Source organism: Pseudomonas sp. 9_2_1 (assembly GCF_059295275.1).
The window spans coordinates 2,199,605-2,219,378 of sequence record NZ_CM181239.1 but is presented as its reverse complement, the minus strand read 5'-3'; the positions used below and the strand labels follow the sequence as shown (position 1 = coordinate 2,219,378).

Sequence of the window (19,774 nt, the reverse complement as noted above, 5' to 3'; positions counted from 1 at the left end):
CCGAGCTAGACTAAAGCTGTGTCTGGAACGCGAGCGCTGGCATCCCCGAGCGCTTGCTGTAGAGATGGAGGCACAGATGAGCCTGACCTTGGCAATCCTCATGCTGGTGGGTATGTGGCTGAGCGTCGCAGCCGCCATGTTGTGGGGTGTACTGCGTATCGTGCGGCGTCATGCCCACCACCTGCCACCCCAAACCCCGGCCAAGCCGCAAACCGTGCGCCGCACGGGGCGGCATGCCGGAGTGCACTGATCTGAGCATTACCCGAGGCCCGCAAACGGGGCGCAACGCGCCCCGTTTTCACATCAACCTTCCGCCGCCTCGCGCTTCATGCGCGCCCGGCGGGCGAAGATGTTGAGCATCTCGATCACCGTCGAGAACGCCATGGCCGCATACACATAACCTTTCGGTACATGGGCGCCAAAGCCTTCGGCGATCAGGGTCATGCCGATCATGATCAGGAAGCCCAGCGCCAGCATGACCACGGTCGGGTTGTCGTTGATGAAGTTGGCCAGCGGGTCGGCAGCCACCATCATCACGATGACCGCAGTGATCACGGCGATGATCATGATCGGCAGGTGCTCGGTCATGCCCACGGCGGTGATGATGCTGTCGACCGAGAAGACAATGTCCAGCAGCAGGATCTGGAAGATTGCCGCAGCAAAGCCCAGGGTAACTGTCGAACCCACCTTGGCTTCTTCCTTGGCGCCATGCGGGTCGACGTTTTCGTGAATCTCCTTGGTTGCCTTCCACAGCAGGAACAGGCCACCAGCAATCAGGATCACGTCCTTCCACGAGAACGCATTGCCGAACACCTCGAACACCGGGTCGGTCAGCTGCACGATCCAGGCCACCGTGCTGAGCAAGGCCAGGCGCATCACCAGGGCCATGCTGATACCGATACGCCGTGCCTTGGAGCGGTACTCCACCGGCAGCTTGTTGGTCAGGATGGAGATGAAGATCAGGTTGTCGATGCCCAGTACGACTTCCATGGCTACCAGCGTAGCCAGGGCGACCCAGGCGGTAGGGCTAGCGGCGAGTTCCAGCAAGTATTCCATTGTTCAAGTCCTGCAGCGGCGGTTGGGGTCAGATTTCCTGGGTGTCTTGTTTTTTGTTTTCGGCGTCCTTGGGCTTCTGCCCTTCAGTGCCGATAGCCTCGTTCAACGCTTGCTGGGCGGCCTTGTTGGTGTCATCGATGGCCTGTTTGGCCGACTGCGCCGCCTGGTCGAGCATCTGCTGGGCAGATTTCTCGGCCTGGTCGCAACCGGCCAGGGTGAACAGGGCCAAGGCTAGCACCAGCGGCGTGCCGATGGATTTGAATTGCAGCATGGGTTCCTCGCTTGTCGATATTCCGGCGGCGCACAGGGCGCCTGATGGTGGAGAATTCTAGCCAACGCAATACATCAGGAAAATTCGTATTTTCAGCGGTTATACTTCGGCTTTTACGAATCGGGAAAAGCTCCGATGCTCAACTATCGGCAGTTGCACTATTTCTGGGCGGTGGCCAAGACCGGCAGCGTCGCCCGCGCCAGCGAACAACTGAACCTGACCCCGCAAACCATCAGCGGGCAGATCAGCCTGTTCGAACACACCTACGGCCTGGACCTGTTCCAGCGCGTGGGCCGGCAACTGGAACTGACCGAAACCGGGCGCCAGACGCTGATCTATGCCGAGCAGATGTTCCAGCTGGGCAGCGAACTGGAGGCCATGCTGCGGGCTGGCCCACAAGAGCAGATACTGTTCCGGGTGGGGGTGGCTGACGTGGTGCCCAAGTCCATCGTCTATCGCCTGCTGGCCCCGACCATGGAACTGGACGACGTGCTGCGCATCAACTGCCGCGAAGACAAGCTCGAACGGTTGCTGGGTGACCTGGCGATCCAGCGGCTGGACCTGGTTATCTCCGACAGCCCCATGCCCAGCCACCTGGACATCAAGGGCTACAGCCAGAAGCTGGGCGAGTGCGGGCTGAGCTTCTTCGCCACGCCCGCGCTGGCACAGCGTCATGCCGGCGCCTTCCCTGCCTGCTTGCAGGACGCACCACTGCTCATCCCTGGCCAGGAAACCGTGGTGCGCAGCCGCCTGCTGCGCTGGCTGGGCGAGCAGCAGGTGCAGCCCAGGATTGTCGGCGAGTTCGATGACAGCGCCTTGATGCAGGCATTCGGGCAGTCGGGCAGCGGCATATTCGTGGCACCCAGCGTGATTGCCGATGAAGTGTGCCGCCAGTATGGGGTGCAACTGGTCGGGCAGACCGACGCCGTGCACGAGTCGTTCTATGCCATTTCGGTGGAGCGCAAGGTCAAGCACCCGGGCATCGTGGCGATTACCGAGGGGGCGCGGCGGGAGCTGTTTCATTGGTAGCCATCAGGGGCCGTTGATGGAGAAGTGGCCGGAACAGCCCTACAGAGGTCTATGGTAAAGTCCTGCCCTTTCCGGATTCCGAGACCTCGCTGCACATGACCCCTGTCCTCCACCTTCTCAATCGCGTCAGCCTGGTGACCCAGATCGTCATCGGCCTGCTCGCCGGTATTGTCCTGGCCCTGCTTGCGCCCGCCGTCGCCAACGACCTGGGCTTCCTCGGCAAAGTGTTCGTCAGCGCGCTCAAGGCGGTGGCGCCCGTCCTGGTGTTCATCCTGGTGATGGCCTCGATTGCCAACCATCGCCATGGCCAGGAAACCCATATCCGTCCGATCCTCTGGCTGTACCTGCTGGGCACCTTCGCGGCGGCAGTGGTAGCGGTGGTTGCCAGCATGCTGTTTCCGTCGACCCTGGCGCTGAGCGCCGGCGATGCCTCGTTGAGCGCCCCCGGGGGCATTGCCGAGGTGCTGCAGAACCTGGTGTTGAGCGCCGTCGACAACCCGATCAATGCGCTGATGAACGCCAACTTCATCGGCATCCTGACCTGGGCCATCGGCCTGGGCGTGGCCCTGCGCCATGCTGGCGAAACCACCCGTACCGTGGTCGAGGACCTGTCCAATGGCGTGACGTTGATCGTGCGCGTGGTCATCCGCTTCGCACCGCTGGGCATCTTCGGCCTGGTCAGCTCCACCCTGGCCCAGTCGGGCCTGGACGCCCTGCTCGGCTACCTGCACCTGCTGGCGGTGCTGATTGGCTGCATGCTGTTCGTGGCGCTGGTAATGAACCCGCTGATCGTGTTCTGCAAAATCCGCCGCAACCCCTACCCGCTGACCCTGCTGTGCCTGCGCGAAAGCGGGATCACCGCATTCTTCACCCGCAGCTCGGCGGCCAACATCCCGGTCAACCTGGCGCTGTCGCAGCGTCTTGGGCTGCATGAAGATACCTACTCGGTGTCGATCCCACTGGGCGCGACCATCAACATGGCCGGTGCGGCGATCACCATTACCGTGCTGACCCTGGCGGCCGTGCATACCCTGGGCATTCCGGTGGACATGCCGACTGCCGTGCTGCTCAGCGTGGTGGCGGCGGTGTGCGCCTGCGGCGCCTCGGGTGTGGCCGGTGGCTCGCTGCTGCTGATTCCACTGGCCTGCAGCCTGTTTGGTATCCCCAGCGAGGTTGCCATGCAGGTGGTGGCAGTAGGTTTCATCATCGGCGTGCTGCAGGATTCGGCCGAAACGGCGCTGAATTCTTCGACTGATGTGCTGTTTACCGCGGCGGCGTGCCAAGCCGAAGTACAGCGTAACGCCTGAGATTGCCGGGGCCGCGTTGCGGCCCTTTCGCCGGCAAGCCAGCTCCCACATGGATCGTATCGCCCTCAGGTCGTATGCAGTCCTGTGGGGGCTGGCTTGCCGGCGATGATGCCAGTGATTGCTTAAGCCTGGCGCTTTACCTAGGCTAGTGGCCTTTCCCCAGTAATGAGACAGGGCCATGTCAGAACACGAAACCGCAGGTGAAGGCCGCTTCAGCAGCATCGAGATCCGGGTCCTTGGCTCACTGATCGAAAAGCAGGCCACCAGCCCGGAAAGCTACCCGCTGACCCTCAACGCCCTGCTTTTGGCCTGCAACCAGAAGACCAGCCGCGAGCCGGTGATGAACCTTACCCAAGGTCAGGCCGGCCAGGCCCTGCGCGCCCTTGAAGGCCAGGGCATGACCCGTCTGCAGATGGGCAGCCGCGCCGACCGCTGGGAACACCGGGTGGACAAAGCGCTGGAACTGGTGCCGGCGCAGCTGATACTGATGGGCCTGATGTTCCTGCGTGGGCCGCAAACCCTCAACGAACTGCTCACCCGCAGCAACCGCCTGCACGAATTCGATGACACCGAACAGATCCAGCACCAGCTGGAGCGCCTGATCTCACGCGACCTTGCCGTGCACCTGCCACGCCAGGCAGGCCAGCGCGAAGACCGCTACACCCATGCCCTGGGCGACCCGGCGGAAATCGAGGCGATTCTGGCCGCACGCCAGCACGAAGGCAGTGCACGCAGCAGCGCTGGCACTGTGGCGGAGGAGCGGATCGAAGCCCTTGAGGCGCGCATCGCAGCCCTCGAAGCACGCCTGACCGAACTGGGCGGCTGAGCGATCAGGGTTCGGGGTCGGGGAAGTTGCGACAACTCTTGCGCTCGGCCAGCTCCCGGTCACTGGGGCGCTGGTCGACGAACACGGTGCGGCCGTCGGCGTAGATCTCGAGGTAGCCCCAGTGCAGGTCCTGCTCTCGCTGGCCGGGCTTTGGAGGGACTAGCCACCAGGGTTCGCGGCTGATCAGGGTCATGGGTGTGATTCCTGAGGGGTCTGCACTAATCATAGACACCCTCAGCCTTCGAAGGCCCTCTCGCCGGCAAGCCAGCTCCCACAAGTGCACCACAGATCTGAATTCTGCGATCACCTGTGGGAGCTGGCTTGCCGGCGAGAGGGCCAGTGCAGGCTTACGCCGGCGCCGACGTCCGGATCAGGTGATCGAAAGCCGCCAGCGAAGCCTTGGCCCCCTCACCCACCGCAATCACAATCTGCTTGTACGGCACAGTGGTCACGTCACCTGCCGCAAACACACCCGGAATACTGGTCTGGCCCTTGGCATCGACGATGATCTCGCCACGCGGCGACAGCTCGACGGTACCCTTCAGCCAATCGGTATTCGGCAGCAAGCCGATCTGTACGAAAATGCCTTCCAGCGCCACCTCGTGTTGTTGATCGGTGGTGCGATCCTTGTAGCGCAGGCCGGTCACTTTCTCACCATTGCCCAACACCTCGCTGGTCAGCGCACTGGTGATCACCTTCACGTTCGGCAGGCTGTGCAACTTGCGTTGCAAGACCGCATCGGCACGCAGCTGGCTATCGAACTCGATCAGCGTCACCTGGGCGACGATACCAGCCAGGTCGATGGCCGCTTCCACACCCGAGTTACCGCCACCAATCACGGCCACACGCTTGCCCTTGAACAGCGGGCCGTCACAGTGCGGGCAGTAGGCCACGCCGCGGCCGCGGTACTCCTGCTCACCGGGCACGTTCATTTCCCGCCAGCGCGCGCCAGTGGCCAGGATCACGGTCTTGGCCCTGAGCGCAGCGCCGCCAGCCAGGCGCACTTCGTGCAGCCCGCCGTCTGTAGCCGGGATCAACGCTTCGCCGCGCTGCAGGTTCATGATGTCCACGTCGTACTGCTTGACGTGCTCTTCCAGCGCCGTGGCCAGCTTCGGCCCTTCGGTTTCCTGCACCGAAATGAAGTTCTCGATGGCCAGGGTATCGAGTACCTGGCCGCCGAAGCGTTCGGCGGCAACCCCGGTACGGATGCCTTTACGTGCGGCGTAGATGGCAGCTGCCGCGCCCGCTGGGCCACCGCCGACCACCAGCACGTCGAACGCGTCCTTGGCGTTGATTTTCTCGGCCTGGCGAGCCCCGGCACTGGTGTCGATCTTGCCGAGGATTTCTTCCAGGCCCATGCGGCCCTGGCCGAATACTTCGCCATTCAGGTAGATGCTCGGCACCGCCATGATCTTGCGCGATTCCACTTCTGCCTGGAACAGCGCACCGTCGATGGCCACGTGGCGCACGTTGGGGTTGAGCACGGCCATCAGGTTCAGCGCCTGGACCACATCCGGGCAGTTCTGGCACGACAGCGAGAAGTAGGTTTCGAAGTTGAATTCGCCTTCCAGCGCCTGGATCTGCTCGATCACTTCGGCGCTGGCCTTGGACGGGTGGCCGCCGACTTGCAGCAGCGCCAGCACCAGCGAGGTGAATTCGTGGCCCATGGGGATGCCGGCGAAGCGCAGGCTGATGCTTCTGCCATCAAGGGCAGCACCCGGGCGGCTCAGCGAGAACGAGGGACGACGGGCGTCGGTGCCGTCCGCGCTGAAGGTAATCAGGCTAGACAGGCTGGCAATTTCCACCAGCAGGTCATGCAATTCGCGGGACTTCGCGCCGTCGTCGAGGGAGGCAACGATCTCGATCGGCTGGGTGACCCGCTCCAGGTAGGTTTTCAGTTGCGATTTAAGCGTGGCGTCCAACATACGGGGCGATTCCTTTTTTCAAAACTCGGATACAAAAACGCCCAGGCGAGTTCGCCCGGGCGTTTTTACGGGGCGGGAGAAACTTCAGCTTTGGCGGCTGGCTACCGCCCGCGACTGGCACATGGCCTTAGATCTTGCCGACCAGGTCCAGCGATGGCGCCAGGGTGGCTTCGCCTTCTTTCCACTTGGCCGGGCACACTTCGCCTGGGTGAGCGGCAACGTACTGGGCAGCCTTCACTTTGCGCAGCAGCTCGGCAGCATCGCGGCCTACACCACCGTCGTTCAGTTCGACGATCTTGATCTGGCCTTCCGGGTTGATCACGAAGGTACCGCGATCGGCCAGGCCGGCTTCTTCGATCAGCACGTCGAAGTTGCGCGAGATAACGTGGGTCGGGTCACCGATCAGCGGGTACTGGATCTTGCCGATGGTGTCCGAAGTGTCGTGCCAGGCTTTGTGGGTGAAGTGGGTGTCGGTGGACACGCCGTAGATTTCCACGCCCAGCTTCTGGAACTCGGCGTAGTTGTCGGCAAGGTCACCCAGTTCGGTCGGGCAGACGAAGGTGAAGTCGGCCGGGTAGAAGAACACGACGGACCACTTGCCTTTCAGGTCGGCTTCGCTGACCTGAACGAACTCGCCCTTGTGGTAGGCGGTGGCGTTGAACGGTTTGACCTGGCTGTTGATGATTGGCATGAGAGACGCTCCTTCATGGGGTTGGAATCAGTTGATGGAAAGAATCCTAACCGTTCATCCCGTTCAAGGCTCATTGGCAAAGCTCATGCTTGTGATTGGTTTTGGCTATAACCGGGGTTTATTAATAGAAGGGAATGGGCTGAGCAAAGGATTGCGCAGGCTGCATGGCCGGACATCGCTCGGGCAGGATCAGCCTTGCGCTGCGAAGAGGCCGGCATGGCAACAGACCACCTGCTCCCCTGTCGGCCTCTTCGCAGCACAAGGCTGCTCCTGCAGCATGAATCTGCGCCGGGTGATCAGCGGGTCACGGTGCGCATGGTTACGAACTCTTCTGCCGCCGTCGGGTGCACGCCGATGGTTTCGTCGAACTGCTGCTTGGTCGCCCCCGCCTTCAGGGCAATGCCCAGGCCCTGGATGATCTCGCCGGCATCGGGGCCAACCATGTGGCAACCCAGCACCTTGTCGGTCTCGGCATCGACCACCAGCTTCATCAGGGTTTTTTCCTGAATGTCTGTCAGGGTCAGCTTCATGGCGCGGAAGCGACTCTCGAACACCTGCACCTTGTGGCCAGCGTCCAGCGCCTGCTCCTCGGTCAGGCCCACGGTACCGATTGGCGGCTGGCTGAACACTGCGGTGGGGATGTTCTGGTAGTCCACCGGGCGATATTGCTCCGGCTTGAACAGGCGCCGCGCCACAGCCATGCCTTCGGCGAGGGCTACCGGGGTAAGCTGCACACGGCCGATCACATCGCCAATGGCAAGGATCGACGGCGCGGTGGTCTGGTACTGCTCATCGACGCGGATGAAACCGCGCGCATCCAGCTCGACGCCGGTGTTTTCCAGGCCCAGGTTGTCCAGCATCGGGCGCCGGCCTGTGGCGTAGAACACACAGTCGGCCAGCAGCTCGCGACCATCCTTGAGGGTGGCCTTGAGGCTGCCGTCCTCAAGCTTGTCGATGCGCTGGATGTCCGCATTGAACTGCAGGTCGAGGCCGCGCTTTTCCAGCTCTTCCTTGAGGTGCGTGCGCACCGAACCGTCAAACCCACGCAGGAACAGGTCGCCACGGTACAACAGCGTGGTAGCAGCCCCCAGGCCCTGGAAGATCCCGGCGAACTCGACGGCGATGTAGCCGCCACCCACCACCAGCACCCGGCGTGGCAACGCCTTGAGGTAGAAGGCTTCGTTGGAGGTGATGGCCAGTTCCTTGCCCGGAATGTCCGGCACCTGCGGCCAGCCACCGGTGGCAATCAGGATGTGTTCGGCGGTGTAGCACTTGCCGTCGACTTCGACTTCATTGGCACCGGTCATGCGCGCATGGCCCTGCAGCAGGGTCACCCCGCTGTTGACCAGCAAGTTGCGGTAGATGCCGTTGAGGCGCTCGATTTCGCGGTTCTTGTTCGCAATCAGCGTGCCCCAGTCGAAATGCCCTTCTTCGAGGGTCCAGCCAAAACCTGCGGCTTGCTCCAGCTCGTCGGCGACGTGCGCGCCGTACACCAGCAGCTTTTTCGGCACGCACCCGACGTTGACGCAGGTGCCACCAAGGTAGCGACTTTCAGCCACCGCCACTTTTGCGCCAAAGCCCGCAGCAAAGCGCGCCGCGCGCACACCGCCGGACCCGGCGCCAATCACGAACAGATCAAAATCGTAGGCCATGTATTCAGTCTCCTAGGCAGGCGCCCAGCATAACGCCGTTGGTCGCCGCAATCGAGTAGGAGGCGGGCTCACACCCGCCGTCCTCTCACACCACCGTGCGTACGGTTCCGTACACGGCGGTTCAAGCTATGCGGCTAAGCCGGTTGATCGTATCCAGTATCGAGACCAGTCCGAGTCGATCCCATAGCTTCTTCGGCAGCGCCTGATTCATATGTGGCGCCCCCGAGTTCCACCACGGGCCTCGGCCGTTACAGACCGATTTACAGGCACGCTCTTCGCTCAAGCCCAGACGCATCAGGTTGCGCGCCCTCGTAGAGGGCTGCTTCCATTGGCGCCAGATGGCACAGCGGAGTTTGTGCCTGATCCAGCCATCCAGTTCCTCAAGTGGCCGTTTGCTCTGGCTAAGCTTGAAGTAACCCGCCCAGCCTCGCAGGACAGGGTTTATCCGCTCGATGGTATTCGTCATCTTGCGACCCCGTGCACCGCGTAGCAGCTCTGCGAGCCGGTCGCGCAGGCGACCCAGGCTCGTCGTTGCCACCCGCAGCCTTGGCTGCTGATGCCAGCTCATCCCATAGCCCAAGTAGTCACACTTCCAGGCTCTCGCGACTCGACTCTTCTTCTGATTCACCGTCAGTTTCAAACGTTGATTCAGGAAGCGTTCGACACTGGCCAGTACCCGTTCGCCAGCCCGAGGGCTGCGTACATAAATGTTCGCGTCATCGGCATAGCGCACGAAGCGGTGGCCCCGCCGTTCCAGTTCGCGGTCAAGTTCGTCGAGCAGGATATTCGACAGCAGCGGCGAGAGCGGGCCGCCTTGCGGCGTCCCCTCCTGCCGTGGGCTGACGACACCGCCTGACATGACTCCCGCTTCAAGGTAGCGGCGGATAAGCCTGAGTACGCACTTATCTTTGACCCGGCGCTCGATACAGGCCATCAGGATGTCGTGGTTGACCCGATCGAAGAACTTCTCCAGATCGATTTCCACGCACCAGCGGTGTCCCGCTGTCACATGAGCACGAGCCATCTCGATGGCTTGATGCGTACTTCTGCCCGGACGAAAACCATAGCTGTAGTCCGAGAACAGTGGGTCGAAGATAAGTGTGAGCTGCTGCTGCAGTGCTTGCTGGATCAGGCGATCCACGACGGTGGGGATTTCGCGCGACCTTCCTGCTTATGCCTGTCGGATTTACGTCACAGCGCTCCGTGCAAGTATTGGGCTTTGGCGATTGTTGCCGCCTGACCTCGCTGTGCCGCCTGATCCGCTTCCTGTTCGTCAGGCCAGCATTTTGCCTCGGGCTTCCTTCAGATTCGCAGTCGCCCGCGACACCCTTGCCTCCGGCTAACACTTCCCCTTGCCGGGTGTGTAGAGGACTTTCACCTCCAAGTCACCCGCTCGGCCACCACAGCCAAGCAGGTTGCGCTTACGCGCAACGCGCCATGCCTGGCGCACAACAAAAAAGCCACCCGCAAGGGTGGCTTTCATCAGGCCAGCAGGGCTTATCAGTAAGCCTTGCCAGTCTTGTAGTAGTTCTCGAAGCAGAAGTTGGTCGCGTCGATGTAGCCCTCGGCGCCACCGCAATCGAAACGCTGGCCCTTGAACTTGTAGGCAATCACGCAGCCGTTCTGAGCCTGCTGCATCAGCGCGTCGGTGATCTGGATTTCGCCGCCTTTGCCTGGCGGGGTGTTCTGGATGATATCGAAAATATCGGGGGTCAGGATGTAGCGGCCGATGATCGCCAGGTTGGACGGCGCGTCCTCCGGTGCCGGCTTCTCGACCATGTTGGTAACACGGAAGATATCGTCGCGGATCATGTCACCGGCGATGACGCCGTACTTGTTGGTTTCCTGCGGGTCGACTTCCTGGATGGCGATGATCGAGCAGCGGAACTGGTTGTACAGCTTGACCATCTGGGTCAGCACGCCGTCACCTTCGGGGTTGACGCACAGGTCGTCCGCCAGCACCACGGCGAACGGCTCGTCGCCGATCAGCGGGCGGCCGGTAAGGATGGCGTGACCCAGGCCTTTCATTTCGGTCTGGCGGGTGTAGGAGAACGAACACTCGTCGAGCAGACGACGGATACCGACCAGGTATTTTTCCTTGTCGGTGCCCTTGATCTGGTTTTCCAGCTCGTAGCTGATGTCGAAGTGGTCTTCCAGGGCGCGCTTGCCGCGGCCGGTGACGATGGAAATCTCGCTCAGACCGGCATCCAATGCTTCTTCAACGCCATACTGGATCAGTGGCTTGTTGACCACCGGCAGCATTTCCTTGGGCATGGCTTTGGTAGCAGGCAGGAAGCGGGTGCCGTAGCCGGCTGCCGGGAACAAGCATTTTTTGATCATATACGTCCTTACAAAAGGCTAGGCCTGTGGGATTCGGCGCAGTCTAATCAGGCGGCAGTCACCTTACAATGCCCCACCCCTGGCCGATCGTTGGGATGATAGAGATAACCCAGTGTAGATAGTTCCGGCGGATCGTAAATATTACCGTCATACATGACCGTTGGATGACAGCCGAATCTGGCAGCCTGCACCGGCCTTTTCCCAGGGTCGCGCTCGCCCTGTGGCAGCGGGTTCACCCGTGCTGAGGCCGGCACAGGCGACACATCAACCGCCGGTCCCCTGCCCGATCAGCACGCCATCCACCTTCTGCCCATACAGGTTCACCCCGTCATTGGCATGAAACTTCACCCGCGTCTTCTCGATGGAGCCGTCCACCAACCGCGGGTCCTGCGGGCGTTCATGGCGATTGATCCACGCCGCCACGTCCCAGGCCTGCTGATCACTGAGGCTGCCCGGCTTGCCCAGCGGCATGTTGTACTTGATGAACGACGCTGCGGTGTTGATCCGGTGCATGCCGGCGCCCCAGTTGTAGGCATCCTTGCCCCACAGCGGCGGCATCACGTACTCGCCCGCCACCTGCTGGCCTTCGCCATTGTCGCCGTGGCAAATCGCGCACTGCTCACGGTACACCTGCCGACCGCGCGTGAAGTCATATCCGCCTTTAGGCTGTGCAACCTCAGGGTAACCGCGCCCGGCAATCTCGACACCGGTCGGCGCCTTGGTCGAAAGCCAGTACGCATACACCGCCAGCGCCGTCATCTGCGGGCTGTCAGCGGCAGGCGGCTTGCCGTTCATGCTGAACTGGAAGCACCCCTGGATACGTTCGGCATAGGTGTTGACCTTGTCGTTTTTCTTGCGGTAGGCCGGGTACATCGGGTAAGCGCCCCACAAGGGTGCGGAGTGCGCCAGGCGCCCCTGATCGAGGTGGCAGTTGCTGCAGTTCATGCCATTGCCCACGGCCTCGGGCATCAACCGGCGGGTGTCGACGAACAAGGCATGGCCCTCACGCACCGCCTTGCCAAAGGCATTATCAGGCAGCTCGCTTTCAGCGGGTGGCACGAACTGCGGCGCGGCCTGCACGCCGGGCACCCTCAACTGCGACTGGTCTTCCATGGCGATCGGTGTGGCCTGGGCGCTGGCCATGGCCAGCAGCAATAACGCCGGAGTCATCCGTTTCATGGCGTGACCTCCTGGCTGGCGGGGCGGGCAAAGAATTCGGCAATGGCCTTGATCTCGGCATCGGTCATGGCCTTGGCCACGCCGACCATCAGCTGGTTGGGGTCATTGCGGCGGCTACCGTCGCGCCAGGCATCGAGCTGCGCCACCAGGTAGCTGGCGGGCTGGCCGGCCAAGGGTGGGAAATGCTCGCCAACCCCACCGCCACCAGGGCCGTGGCATTGCACGCAGCCCGGGATCTTTCGGCTCCAGTCACCGTAAAGGGCCATGCGCGTTGTGGGGTCATCGGCGATCTGCTGGCGGCGCAGGTCACCTGCGGGGTCTGCTGGCAAGCTGGCCAGGTAGCCGCTGACCGCATTGATTTCATCCTCGCTCAGGGCCTTGGCCAGCGGCTCCATCACCGCATGCTTGCGGCTGCCGCTGCGCCAGTCATGCAATTGCTTGCCGAGGTAACCGGCCGGGAGCCCGGCCAATCGTGGAAACCCGGCGGCGGCAATGCCCTTGCCATCCGCGCCATGGCAACCGAGGCAGGCCATGGCAGCGGGGTTGGCCCCGCCCTGATTGAAGACTTTCTGGCCGTCAGCGGCTTGTACCGCGGGCCAGGCCAGGATCAGCAGGCTGCTGACCACGACGCGACTCAACGCTGTCATCACGAACCTCCATTTCTTTTGTTATAAGCTTAGGCTTAAAAAACATAAGCAAATGGATACTATCCCTGCCAGGGAGATCGCAACAACGCCAAGGCGGGCCAAGCCATGGCCAAGGGCCGCTTAACCGCCTGTTACTTGCCCCAGATCAATTTCCGGAGATGCATTGGGTAGCCGCCGTGCGCACATCACCCAAGCGCAGCGGGAAGTTGTTCAACCGTTCGTGCAGCGTGATGCTGCTGCCACTGCCACGCTTGTCGATGTCCACCAGCGCCGCCGGGCCCACCCCCGAGGTGATCTTCTGCGGCACGATCAGCCGCAGGCCATCCCCACGCTGCTCTTCGGTCAGCGGGTCGCGGGTCTCGGCCAGCTTCTGCTTGATGCAATCGGCATACTCGCGCGGGCTCTTGCCAGACATTACATCCAGTGTTTCATGCGACTGTTCCAGTTCTGCAACACTGACACAGCCACCCAGCGCTACCGACAACGCCGCCACCATCCACTTCATTTGCAGCACCTCCGCCATCAAGAATTCGGTTCGACCACGACCAGGCGATTTTGCTCCCCGTACTGGCAGATTTATCCACGCCCGGCGAACAGCGCGGCAGTGTATCGACACATCGTGGTATCTTTTGCCTTTGCAGATCCAAACCTTGCGGAGCATCACATGAAATTCGTACACCAGCGCGAGCACCTCAACGAAGACGACATCGTCGTCGTCGAGTGCTCCCAGCGCTGCAATATCCGCCTGATGAACGACGCCAACTTCCGCAGCTTCAAGAATGGCGGCCGTCACACTTACCACGGCGGCCATTTCGAGCAGTTCCCGGCAAAGATCACGGTGCCCAGCACCGGCTTCTGGAACATCACCATCGATACCGTGACCACCCGCCCGATCTCGGTCACCCGCAAGCCGACCCTGACCCACAAGATCAAGATCATCCGTCGTTCGTCGTCGAAACTCAGATAAGGCCACCATGACCCAGATCATCAAGTACGTCATCAAATACAAGCTCGACGGCGAGCGCCGCTGGGACTTCGCGCTGATGCCCGATGCCTCTCTCGAGCAAGCCCTCGATGCCCTGCGCAAGATCCACGGCGACGACGCCGACAAGATCAGCGACATCCAGGTCAGCAAGGCCCTGTAAAACTGCTGTAAGCCCCGCCGCACCGCCAGCCCCGCGCAAGGAGAATCGCATGAGCCATTGGCCCGACCGCCGTATCCTCGACCTGCTGGGCATCGAGTTGCCTGTGCTCCAGGCGCCCATGGCGGGTGCAACCGGCGCGCCGATGGCGATTGCCGTGGGCCTGGCTGGCGGGCTGGGCGCCCTGCCCTGCGCCATGCTTACGGGCGAACAGGTGCGCGCCGAGATCGCCGCCTTTCGCAGCGGCTGCCCGGGCCGCCCACTGAACCTGAACTTCTTCTGCCACCAGCCGCCAGCGCCCGATGCCGAGCACGACGCACGCTGGAAGCAGGCGCTTGAACCTTATTACCGTGAAGTGGGTGCCGATTTCGCGGCGCCCACGCCAGTGTCGAACCGCGCGCCGTTCGATGAGCAGAGCTGCCAACTGGTCGAGGCGTTGCGCCCGGAAGTGGTGAGCTTCCACTTCGGCTTGCCCCAGGCCGACCTGCTGCAACGGGTCAAGGCCAGCGGTGCCAAGGTACTGTCCAGCGCCACCACCGTGGAAGAGGCCGTCTGGCTGGAGCGCAATGGCTGTGACGCGATCATCGCCATGGGCTATGAGGCCGGCGGCCACCGCGGCATGTTCCTGAGCAGCGACATCACCAGCCAGATCGGCACCTTTGCCCTGGTGCCGCAGGTGGCCGACGCGGTGAGCGTGCCGGTGATTGCCGCTGGCGGCATTGGCGACCACCGCGGCCTGGTGGCAGCACTGGCCCTGGGCGCTGCGGCCGTGCAGATCGGCACGGCTTACCTGTTCTGCCCCGAGGCCAAGGTTTCGCCGGCGCATCGCCGGGCCCTGGACAGCGCCCCTGCCAGCGACACGGCGCTGACCAACCTGTTCACCGGTCGCCCGGCGCGGGGTATCAATAACCGCATCATGCGCGAACTGGGACCGATGAATGACCTGGCCCCGCGCTTTCCGCTGGCGGGCGGGGCATTGATGCCCCTGCGTGCGATCACCGAGCCGCAGGGCAACAGCGACTTCAGCAACCTGTGGTCGGGGCAGGCGCTGCGCCTGGGCAGGCATATGCCCGCTGGCGAATTGACCCGCGAAATTGCCTGCAAGGCGCTGGCAATGGTCGGGTGTCAGGCATCTTCTTAAGCAGGTTTGGCCCTTTCGCGGGCGAATCGATCAGCCCCTTCCCGGCAAATGGCCTATCGCTATATAGTTAAGGCCATAACGATAACCCCAAGGAGCTGTATTCATGCGTGTCCGCCCGTCCTGCCTGGCCGTCACCGCCCTGGCCAGCCTGTTCGCCTTCAACACTGCCTGGGCCGATGAAGTCCAGGTTGCGGTCGCAGCAAACTTTACAGCGCCGATCCAGGCCATCGCCAAGGATTTCGAGAAGGACACCGGCCACAAGCTGGTCGCCGCCTATGGTGCTACCGGGCAGTTCTACGCACAGATCAAGAACGGTGCCCCGTTCGAAGTGTTCCTCGCCGCAGATGACAGCACCCCGGCCAAGCTTGAACAGGAAAAGGCAATCGTCCCGGGTTCGCGCTTCACCTACGCCATCGGCACCTTGGCCTTGTGGTCGGCCAAGGACGGTTATGTAGACGCCAAAGGCGACGTGCTGAAAATGAACGCGTACAAGCACCTGTCCATCGCCAACCCGAAAGCTGCGCCTTATGGCCTGGCTGCCACCCAGGTTCTGGACAAGCTCAAGCTGACTGACGCCACCAAGGGCAAGATCGTCGAAGGCCAGAACATCACCCAGGCCTTCCAGTTCGTTTCCACCGGCAACGCCGAGCTGGGCTTCGTGGCGCTGTCGCAAATCTACAAGGACGGCAAGGTCACCAACGGCTCGGCCTGGATCGTCCCTTCCGAACTGCACGACCCGATCCGCCAGGACGCCGTCATTCTCGACAAAGGCAAGGACAATCCGGCCGCCAAGGCCCTGGTCGATTACCTGAAAGGCCCGAAAGCCGCTGCAGTGATCAAGTCCTACGGCTATGAAATCTGATGCCACTGGACGCCAGTGACCTGGGTGCCATCTGGCTGACCATCAAGCTGGCCAGCCTGACCACCCTGATCCTGCTGATTATCGGCACACCCATCGCCTGGTGGCTGGCGCGCACGCGCTCCTGGCTGCGCGGGCCGGTGGGCGCCGTGGTGGCGCTGCCTCTGGTGCTGCCGCCAACGGTGATCGGCTTCTACCTGCTGATCGCCCTCGGCCCGCACGGCTGGCTGGGCCAGGCGACCCAGGCACTGGGCCTGGGCACCGTGGTATTCAGCTTCACCGGCCTGGTGATCGGTTCTACGGTGTATTCCCTGCCATTCGTGGTCCAGCCGCTGCAGAACGCCTTCGGCGCCATCGGCCAGCGCCCGCTGGAAGTGGCGGCGACACTGCGTGCCAGCCCTTGGGACACGTTCGTCCATGTGGTGCTGCCCCTGGCGTGGCCCGGCTTCATCACCGCCAGCATCCTCGGCTTCGCCCACACGGTGGGCGAATTCGGTGTGGTGCTGATGATCGGTGGCAACATCCCTGACAAGACCCGCGTGGTTTCGGTACAGATCTTCGATCACGTCGAGGCCATGGAGTATTCGCAAGCCCACTGGCTGGCCGGTGCCATGCTGGTGTTCTCTTTCCTGGTGCTGCTCCTGCTGTACGCCGGACGCCGCGGCAAGGCTGGCTGGAGCTGAAATGACCGCATCGATTGTGGCGCGCCTGAAACTGGCGCGCGACGAATTTACCCTGGATGTCGACCTGCTACTGCCAGGGCGCGGCATCAGCGCGCTGTTCGGCCACTCGGGCTCGGGCAAGACCAGCTGCCTGCGCTGCCTGGCCGGGCTGGAGCGGGCTGCCAGCGCCTATATCGAGGTCAACGGTGAAGTCTGGGAAGACAGCGACCGCGGCTACTTCCAGGCACCGCACCTGCGCCCGGTGGGCTACGTGTTCCAGGAGGCCAGCCTGTTCCCGCACCTGTCGGTACGTGGCAACCTGGAGTTCGGCTGGCGCCGGGTGGCCCCGGCTGAACGCAAGGTCAGCCTCGACCAGGCCAGCCAACTGCTGGGGATCGGCCACCTGCTGCAACGCCGCCCCGCCACCTTGTCCGGGGGCGAGGCGCAGCGGGTAGGCATTGCCCGCGCCCTGCTCAGCAGCCCGCGCCTGTTGTTGATGGACGAGCCTCTGGCTGCCCTCGATGGGCCGCGAAAGCGCGAGATCCTGCCCTACCTGGAGCGCCTGCACGACGAACTGGACATCCCGCTGGTGTACGTCAGCCACGCCCAGGATGAAGTGGCGCGGCTGGCCGACCACCTGGTGCTGCTGGAGCAAGGCCAGGCGGTGGCCAGCGGCCCGATTGGCGAAACCTTGGCCCGCCTCGACCTGTCGCTGGCCCAGGGCGAGGATGCCGGCGTGGTGTTCGAGGGCATGGTGGTGGGCCACGACCCGTACTACGACCTGCTCGACCTGCGCCTGCCCGGTAGCACTGGGCCGTTACTGCGCATCGCTCACCCGGCGCATGTGATGGGCAGCACCTTGCGCGTCAAGGTACAGGCCCGTGACGTCAGCCTGGCGCTGGCAGCCGACAGCACCTCGAGCATTCTCAACCGCTTGGCGGTGCGCGTGCGCGAAAGCCGACCGGCCGAGAACCCCGCGCATGTGCTGGTCAGCCTGGATGCCGGCGGCAGCCCCCTGCTGGCCCGCATCACGCGCTTCTCGGCTGACCAGCTGGGCTTGCACCCGGGGCAGATGCTGTTTGCCCAGATCAAGTCGGTCGCGCTGTTGGGCTGAGCAACCCCGAAGCGGCTGTTGTCCATTGATCAGTAACTTGATCGAGGCTTGCCGCACATGCTCGACTGCCCTCTGCCGCGTACCCTGCATTACGTTGACGACAGCCAGCCGGGCCTGACCCGCAAGCGCTGGCGCGACCGCTTCATCTATCTGGATGCCGATGGCCAGCGGGTGCGCGACAGCGAAACCCTGGCGCGCATCGCCGCGCTGGTGATCCCACCGGCCTATACCGATGTGTGGATCTGCGCCGACCCCATGGGCCACCTGCAGGCAACCGGTATCGATGCCCGTGGCCGCAAGCAGTACCGCTACCACGTGCAGTGGCGCGAGCTGCGCGACCAGCACAAGTACGGGCGCATGCTGGCCTTTGCCCAGACCCTGCCCAAGCTGCGGGCGCAACTGGAAAACCATCTCGCCCGGCCAGGCCTGGACCGCGAAAAGGTCATGGCGCTGGTGGTGAGCCTGCTGGACCATACCCTGATCCGCATTGGCAACCAGCGCTACCTGCGGGACAACCAGTCCTACGGGCTGACTACGCTGCGTAACCGCCATGTGCAGATCAAGGGCAGCACTATCCGTTTCCAGTTCCGCGGCAAACGCGGCGTCGAGCACAACGTCACCCTCAATGACCGGCGCCTGGCCAGCCTGCTCAAGCGCTGCATGGAGTTGCCCGGCCAGGCGCTGTTCCAGTACCTGGATGAAGACGGCCAGCGCCACAGTGTCGGCTCCAGCGAGGTCAACCAGTTTCTGCAACAGCTTACCGGCGCCGACTTCACCGCCAAGGACTACCGCACCTGGGCCGGCAGCAGCCTGGCCCTGGACCTGCTACGGCCGTTGGCCTGGGAACCCGAAACCGAGGCCAAGCGCCAAGTGGCCGGCATTGTCCGCCAGGTGGCCGCGCGCCTGGGCAATACACCCGCGGTGTGCCGGCGCTGTTACATTCACCCTGCTGTACTCGAGCACTATGCACTGGGGCGTCTGGCCAACCTGCCGAAAAACCGGGTACGCAAGGGGCTGGACCCCGAAGAAGTCGCATTGCTGCTGTTTTTACAGGCACTTGAGGAACAGGAGGCCCATTGAGCCTGTCTATTCAGCCCATGATGCGAAGAAATTTCCCATTGGTCGCCAAGCGCCCTATCCTTGACACCGAGCACCTTGGCCGACAAACCGCTGACGGTTTGCCCAGCCACCTGCAACTGAAGACACGCAACAGAATTTGTCTGTCGGGGAATTACTATCCGCCGAAAGCGTCTTTAATGAGAAGGAAGAGGGACACGCTCCCGCCGCCGAGGCAACTGGCCCGACGGTTTTTTACATCACCAAGGAGAACTACATGCTGATACTCACCCGTAAGGTTGGCGAAAGCATCGTCATCAACGATGACATCAAAGTCACCATTCTGGGCGTCAAAGGGATGCAGGTGAGGATCGGTATCGATGCACCGAAAGATGTCCAGGTTCATCGCGAAGAGATCTTCAAACGCATCCAGGCCGGCAGCCCGGCCCCGGAAAAGCACGACGACTCGCACTGAGCGACTTGCCTCAAGCCGCACGGATGCGCTTGATCGCCCCGCGCCTCAGGTGCCCAGCAGTTCGCGCACCTTGGCGATCATACAATCCATGTCGAACGGTTTGTCGAACACGGCGGCGAACAGTTCCGGGCATCCCTGGTTGGCCTGCGCGCCACTCATGAGGATGACCGGCAACTCGCTCAAGGACGGGTCTTCACGCATTGAGCGCACCAATTCCTCGCCATTGAGCAGCGGCATCATATAGTCGGTGATAACCAGCTGCACGCGCTTCTCCTTCAGCGCCTCCAGGGCCTTGCAGCCGTTGCTCGCCTTTTCCACCGCGTAGCCTTCGTCTTCCAGGGCGAAGCCGAGGATATCGGCGATCAGGTACTCGTCATCGACGATCAGGATGGTGTTCATCTG

The 19,774-nt window shown here is 62.7% G+C and carries 23 protein-coding genes and 1 pseudogene; 12 read left to right on the top strand and 12 right to left on the bottom strand.

Annotation, left to right across the window (positions count from 1 at the left end; all coding sequences use genetic code 11):
* Positions 1-76: 76 nt before the first annotated feature.
* A complete protein-coding gene (locus AC5O5I_RS10015) occupies positions 77-250 on the top strand; it encodes a hypothetical protein (protein WP_172232841.1) in 174 nt (57 codons plus the stop codon).
* Positions 251-303: 53 nt separating this feature from the next.
* Here the strand turns inward: AC5O5I_RS10015 and AC5O5I_RS10010 are convergent, their stop codons facing one another.
* Positions 304-1,056, bottom strand: coding sequence for a TerC family protein (locus AC5O5I_RS10010; RefSeq protein ID WP_172287250.1), 753 nt, complete (start codon positions 1,054-1,056; stop codon positions 304-306).
* A gap of 28 nt (positions 1,057-1,084) precedes the next feature.
* Positions 1,085-1,327: a hypothetical protein gene (locus tag AC5O5I_RS10005; protein WP_172231028.1), complete on the bottom strand. Its 243-nt coding sequence runs from the start codon at positions 1,325-1,327 to the stop codon at positions 1,085-1,087.
* 135 nt (positions 1,328-1,462) lie between these two features.
* On the opposite strand from AC5O5I_RS10005, the gene nhaR reads away from it, so the two are divergent.
* From nhaR to AC5O5I_RS09990, 3 genes are all read left to right on the top strand, one after another.
* Positions 1,463-2,356, top strand: a complete 894-nt coding sequence (gene nhaR / locus AC5O5I_RS10000; protein WP_172231025.1) for a transcriptional activator NhaR — start codon at positions 1,463-1,465, stop codon at positions 2,354-2,356.
* A 95-nt stretch (positions 2,357-2,451) separates the two neighbouring features.
* Positions 2,452-3,663, top strand: coding sequence for a serine/threonine transporter SstT (gene sstT / locus AC5O5I_RS09995; RefSeq protein WP_172231022.1), 1,212 nt, complete (start codon positions 2,452-2,454; stop codon positions 3,661-3,663).
* A 178-nt stretch (positions 3,664-3,841) separates the two neighbouring features.
* Positions 3,842-4,489, top strand: a complete 648-nt coding sequence (locus AC5O5I_RS09990) for a YceH family protein (RefSeq protein WP_494512503.1) — start codon at positions 3,842-3,844, stop codon at positions 4,487-4,489.
* Between the two features lie 4 nt (positions 4,490-4,493).
* On the opposite strand, the gene AC5O5I_RS09985 is transcribed toward AC5O5I_RS09990, so the two are convergent.
* The 9 genes and pseudogenes from AC5O5I_RS09985 to AC5O5I_RS09945 all read right to left on the bottom strand — a co-directional run bounded on the left by AC5O5I_RS09985 (position 4,494) and on the right by AC5O5I_RS09945 (position 13,428).
* Positions 4,494-4,682 (bottom strand): hypothetical protein, encoded by a 189-nt coding sequence (locus AC5O5I_RS09985; protein ID WP_172231016.1) that lies wholly within the window; start codon positions 4,680-4,682, stop codon positions 4,494-4,496.
* Between the two features lie 154 nt (positions 4,683-4,836).
* Positions 4,837-6,414 (bottom strand): alkyl hydroperoxide reductase subunit F, encoded by a 1,578-nt coding sequence (ahpF, locus tag AC5O5I_RS09980; protein WP_172287252.1) that lies wholly within the window; start codon positions 6,412-6,414, stop codon positions 4,837-4,839.
* A 127-nt stretch (positions 6,415-6,541) separates the two neighbouring features.
* On the bottom strand, positions 6,542-7,105 hold the full coding sequence (ahpC, locus tag AC5O5I_RS09975) for an alkyl hydroperoxide reductase subunit C (protein ID WP_004375926.1): 564 nt from the start codon (positions 7,103-7,105) through the stop codon (positions 6,542-6,544).
* 296 nt (positions 7,106-7,401) lie between these two features.
* Positions 7,402-8,757 (bottom strand): glutathione-disulfide reductase, encoded by a 1,356-nt coding sequence (gene gorA / locus AC5O5I_RS09970; protein ID WP_172287253.1) that lies wholly within the window; start codon positions 8,755-8,757, stop codon positions 7,402-7,404.
* Positions 8,758-8,878: 121 nt separating this feature from the next.
* Positions 8,879-9,922 (bottom strand): annotated as a pseudogene (gene ltrA, locus AC5O5I_RS09965) (group II intron reverse transcriptase/maturase); the annotation flags it as partial.
* A 335-nt stretch (positions 9,923-10,257) separates the two neighbouring features.
* Positions 10,258-11,097, bottom strand: a complete 840-nt coding sequence (gene galU, locus AC5O5I_RS09960; RefSeq protein WP_172231040.1) for a UTP--glucose-1-phosphate uridylyltransferase GalU — start codon at positions 11,095-11,097, stop codon at positions 10,258-10,260.
* A gap of 264 nt (positions 11,098-11,361) precedes the next feature.
* Entirely contained in the window at positions 11,362-12,276 is a 915-nt protein-coding gene (locus AC5O5I_RS09955) for a c-type cytochrome (protein ID WP_172285317.1), read from the bottom strand.
* A complete protein-coding gene (locus AC5O5I_RS09950) occupies positions 12,273-12,923 on the bottom strand; it encodes a c-type cytochrome (RefSeq protein WP_172285318.1) in 651 nt (216 codons plus the stop codon). Before AC5O5I_RS09950 ends, AC5O5I_RS09955 begins: the two co-directional genes overlap by 4 nt.
* 145 nt (positions 12,924-13,068) lie before the next feature.
* Complete coding sequence (locus AC5O5I_RS09945; RefSeq protein WP_172285319.1) at positions 13,069-13,428, bottom strand: hypothetical protein; 360 nt, start codon at positions 13,426-13,428, stop codon at positions 13,069-13,071.
* Positions 13,429-13,587: 159 nt separating this feature from the next.
* On the opposite strand from AC5O5I_RS09945, the gene AC5O5I_RS09940 reads away from it, so the two are divergent.
* The 8 genes from AC5O5I_RS09940 (at position 13,588) to csrA (ending at position 19,372) form a co-directional block, all read left to right on the top strand.
* Positions 13,588-13,890 carry a DUF1883 domain-containing protein gene (locus tag AC5O5I_RS09940; protein ID WP_172218870.1) on the top strand — a complete coding sequence of 101 codons (303 nt, stop codon included), beginning with the start codon at positions 13,588-13,590 and terminating at the stop codon, positions 13,888-13,890.
* A gap of 7 nt (positions 13,891-13,897) precedes the next feature.
* Positions 13,898-14,068: a hypothetical protein gene (locus AC5O5I_RS09935; protein ID WP_172218871.1), complete on the top strand. Its 171-nt coding sequence runs from the start codon at positions 13,898-13,900 to the stop codon at positions 14,066-14,068.
* A 49-nt stretch (positions 14,069-14,117) separates the two neighbouring features.
* Entirely contained in the window at positions 14,118-15,206 is a 1,089-nt protein-coding gene (locus tag AC5O5I_RS09930) for an NAD(P)H-dependent flavin oxidoreductase (RefSeq protein ID WP_172218872.1), read from the top strand.
* A gap of 103 nt (positions 15,207-15,309) precedes the next feature.
* Positions 15,310-16,068, top strand: coding sequence for a molybdate ABC transporter substrate-binding protein (gene modA, locus AC5O5I_RS09925; protein ID WP_494512502.1), 759 nt, complete (start codon positions 15,310-15,312; stop codon positions 16,066-16,068).
* Positions 16,068-16,748, top strand: coding sequence for a molybdate ABC transporter permease subunit (gene modB / locus AC5O5I_RS09920; RefSeq protein ID WP_494512501.1), 681 nt, complete (start codon positions 16,068-16,070; stop codon positions 16,746-16,748). Before modA ends, modB begins: the two co-directional genes overlap by 1 nt.
* Position 16,749: 1 nt before the next feature.
* A complete protein-coding gene (gene modC, locus AC5O5I_RS09915; RefSeq protein WP_172218899.1) occupies positions 16,750-17,841 on the top strand; it encodes a molybdenum ABC transporter ATP-binding protein in 1,092 nt (363 codons plus the stop codon).
* A gap of 57 nt (positions 17,842-17,898) precedes the next feature.
* Positions 17,899-18,921, top strand: coding sequence for a DNA topoisomerase IB (locus tag AC5O5I_RS09910; RefSeq protein ID WP_172218901.1), 1,023 nt, complete (start codon positions 17,899-17,901; stop codon positions 18,919-18,921).
* Between the two features lie 253 nt (positions 18,922-19,174).
* Positions 19,175-19,372, top strand: a complete 198-nt coding sequence (gene csrA, locus AC5O5I_RS09905; RefSeq protein ID WP_004375914.1) for a carbon storage regulator CsrA — start codon at positions 19,175-19,177, stop codon at positions 19,370-19,372.
* A gap of 45 nt (positions 19,373-19,417) precedes the next feature.
* Here the strand turns inward: csrA and AC5O5I_RS09900 are convergent, their stop codons facing one another.
* Complete coding sequence (locus AC5O5I_RS09900; protein WP_172218903.1) at positions 19,418-19,771, bottom strand: response regulator; 354 nt, start codon at positions 19,769-19,771, stop codon at positions 19,418-19,420.
* Positions 19,772-19,774 lie beyond the last annotated feature (3 nt).

Coding starts and splice junctions, on each gene's coding strand:
- AC5O5I_RS10010 (WP_172287250.1), bottom strand. CDS start 1,056: ATGGAATACTTGCTGGAACTCGCCGCTAGCCCTACCGCCTGGGTCGCC.
- modC (WP_172218899.1), top strand. CDS start 16,750: ATGACCGCATCGATTGTGGCGCGCCTGAAACTGGCGCGCGACGAATTT.
- csrA (WP_004375914.1), top strand. CDS start 19,175: ATGCTGATACTCACCCGTAAGGTTGGCGAAAGCATCGTCATCAACGAT.
- modA (WP_494512502.1), top strand. CDS start 15,310: ATGCGTGTCCGCCCGTCCTGCCTGGCCGTCACCGCCCTGGCCAGCCTG.
- AC5O5I_RS09950 (WP_172285318.1), bottom strand. CDS start 12,923: ATGACAGCGTTGAGTCGCGTCGTGGTCAGCAGCCTGCTGATCCTGGCC.
- AC5O5I_RS10015 (WP_172232841.1), top strand. CDS start 77: ATGAGCCTGACCTTGGCAATCCTCATGCTGGTGGGTATGTGGCTGAGC.
- galU (WP_172231040.1), bottom strand. CDS start 11,097: ATGATCAAAAAATGCTTGTTCCCGGCAGCCGGCTACGGCACCCGCTTC.
- gorA (WP_172287253.1), bottom strand. CDS start 8,757: ATGGCCTACGATTTTGATCTGTTCGTGATTGGCGCCGGGTCCGGCGGT.
- AC5O5I_RS09910 (WP_172218901.1), top strand. CDS start 17,899: ATGCTCGACTGCCCTCTGCCGCGTACCCTGCATTACGTTGACGACAGC.
- AC5O5I_RS09940 (WP_172218870.1), top strand. CDS start 13,588: ATGAAATTCGTACACCAGCGCGAGCACCTCAACGAAGACGACATCGTC.
- modB (WP_494512501.1), top strand. CDS start 16,068: ATGCCACTGGACGCCAGTGACCTGGGTGCCATCTGGCTGACCATCAAG.
- AC5O5I_RS10005 (WP_172231028.1), bottom strand. CDS start 1,327: ATGCTGCAATTCAAATCCATCGGCACGCCGCTGGTGCTAGCCTTGGCC.
- AC5O5I_RS09900 (WP_172218903.1), bottom strand. CDS start 19,771: ATGAACACCATCCTGATCGTCGATGACGAGTACCTGATCGCCGATATC.
- AC5O5I_RS09930 (WP_172218872.1), top strand. CDS start 14,118: ATGAGCCATTGGCCCGACCGCCGTATCCTCGACCTGCTGGGCATCGAG.
- AC5O5I_RS09990 (WP_494512503.1), top strand. CDS start 3,842: ATGTCAGAACACGAAACCGCAGGTGAAGGCCGCTTCAGCAGCATCGAG.
- sstT (WP_172231022.1), top strand. CDS start 2,452: ATGACCCCTGTCCTCCACCTTCTCAATCGCGTCAGCCTGGTGACCCAG.
- ahpF (WP_172287252.1), bottom strand. CDS start 6,414: ATGTTGGACGCCACGCTTAAATCGCAACTGAAAACCTACCTGGAGCGG.
- nhaR (WP_172231025.1), top strand. CDS start 1,463: ATGCTCAACTATCGGCAGTTGCACTATTTCTGGGCGGTGGCCAAGACC.
- AC5O5I_RS09985 (WP_172231016.1), bottom strand. CDS start 4,682: ATGACCCTGATCAGCCGCGAACCCTGGTGGCTAGTCCCTCCAAAGCCC.
- AC5O5I_RS09935 (WP_172218871.1), top strand. CDS start 13,898: ATGACCCAGATCATCAAGTACGTCATCAAATACAAGCTCGACGGCGAG.
- AC5O5I_RS09955 (WP_172285317.1), bottom strand. CDS start 12,276: ATGAAACGGATGACTCCGGCGTTATTGCTGCTGGCCATGGCCAGCGCC.
- ahpC (WP_004375926.1), bottom strand. CDS start 7,105: ATGCCAATCATCAACAGCCAGGTCAAACCGTTCAACGCCACCGCCTAC.
- AC5O5I_RS09945 (WP_172285319.1), bottom strand. CDS start 13,428: ATGAAGTGGATGGTGGCGGCGTTGTCGGTAGCGCTGGGTGGCTGTGTC.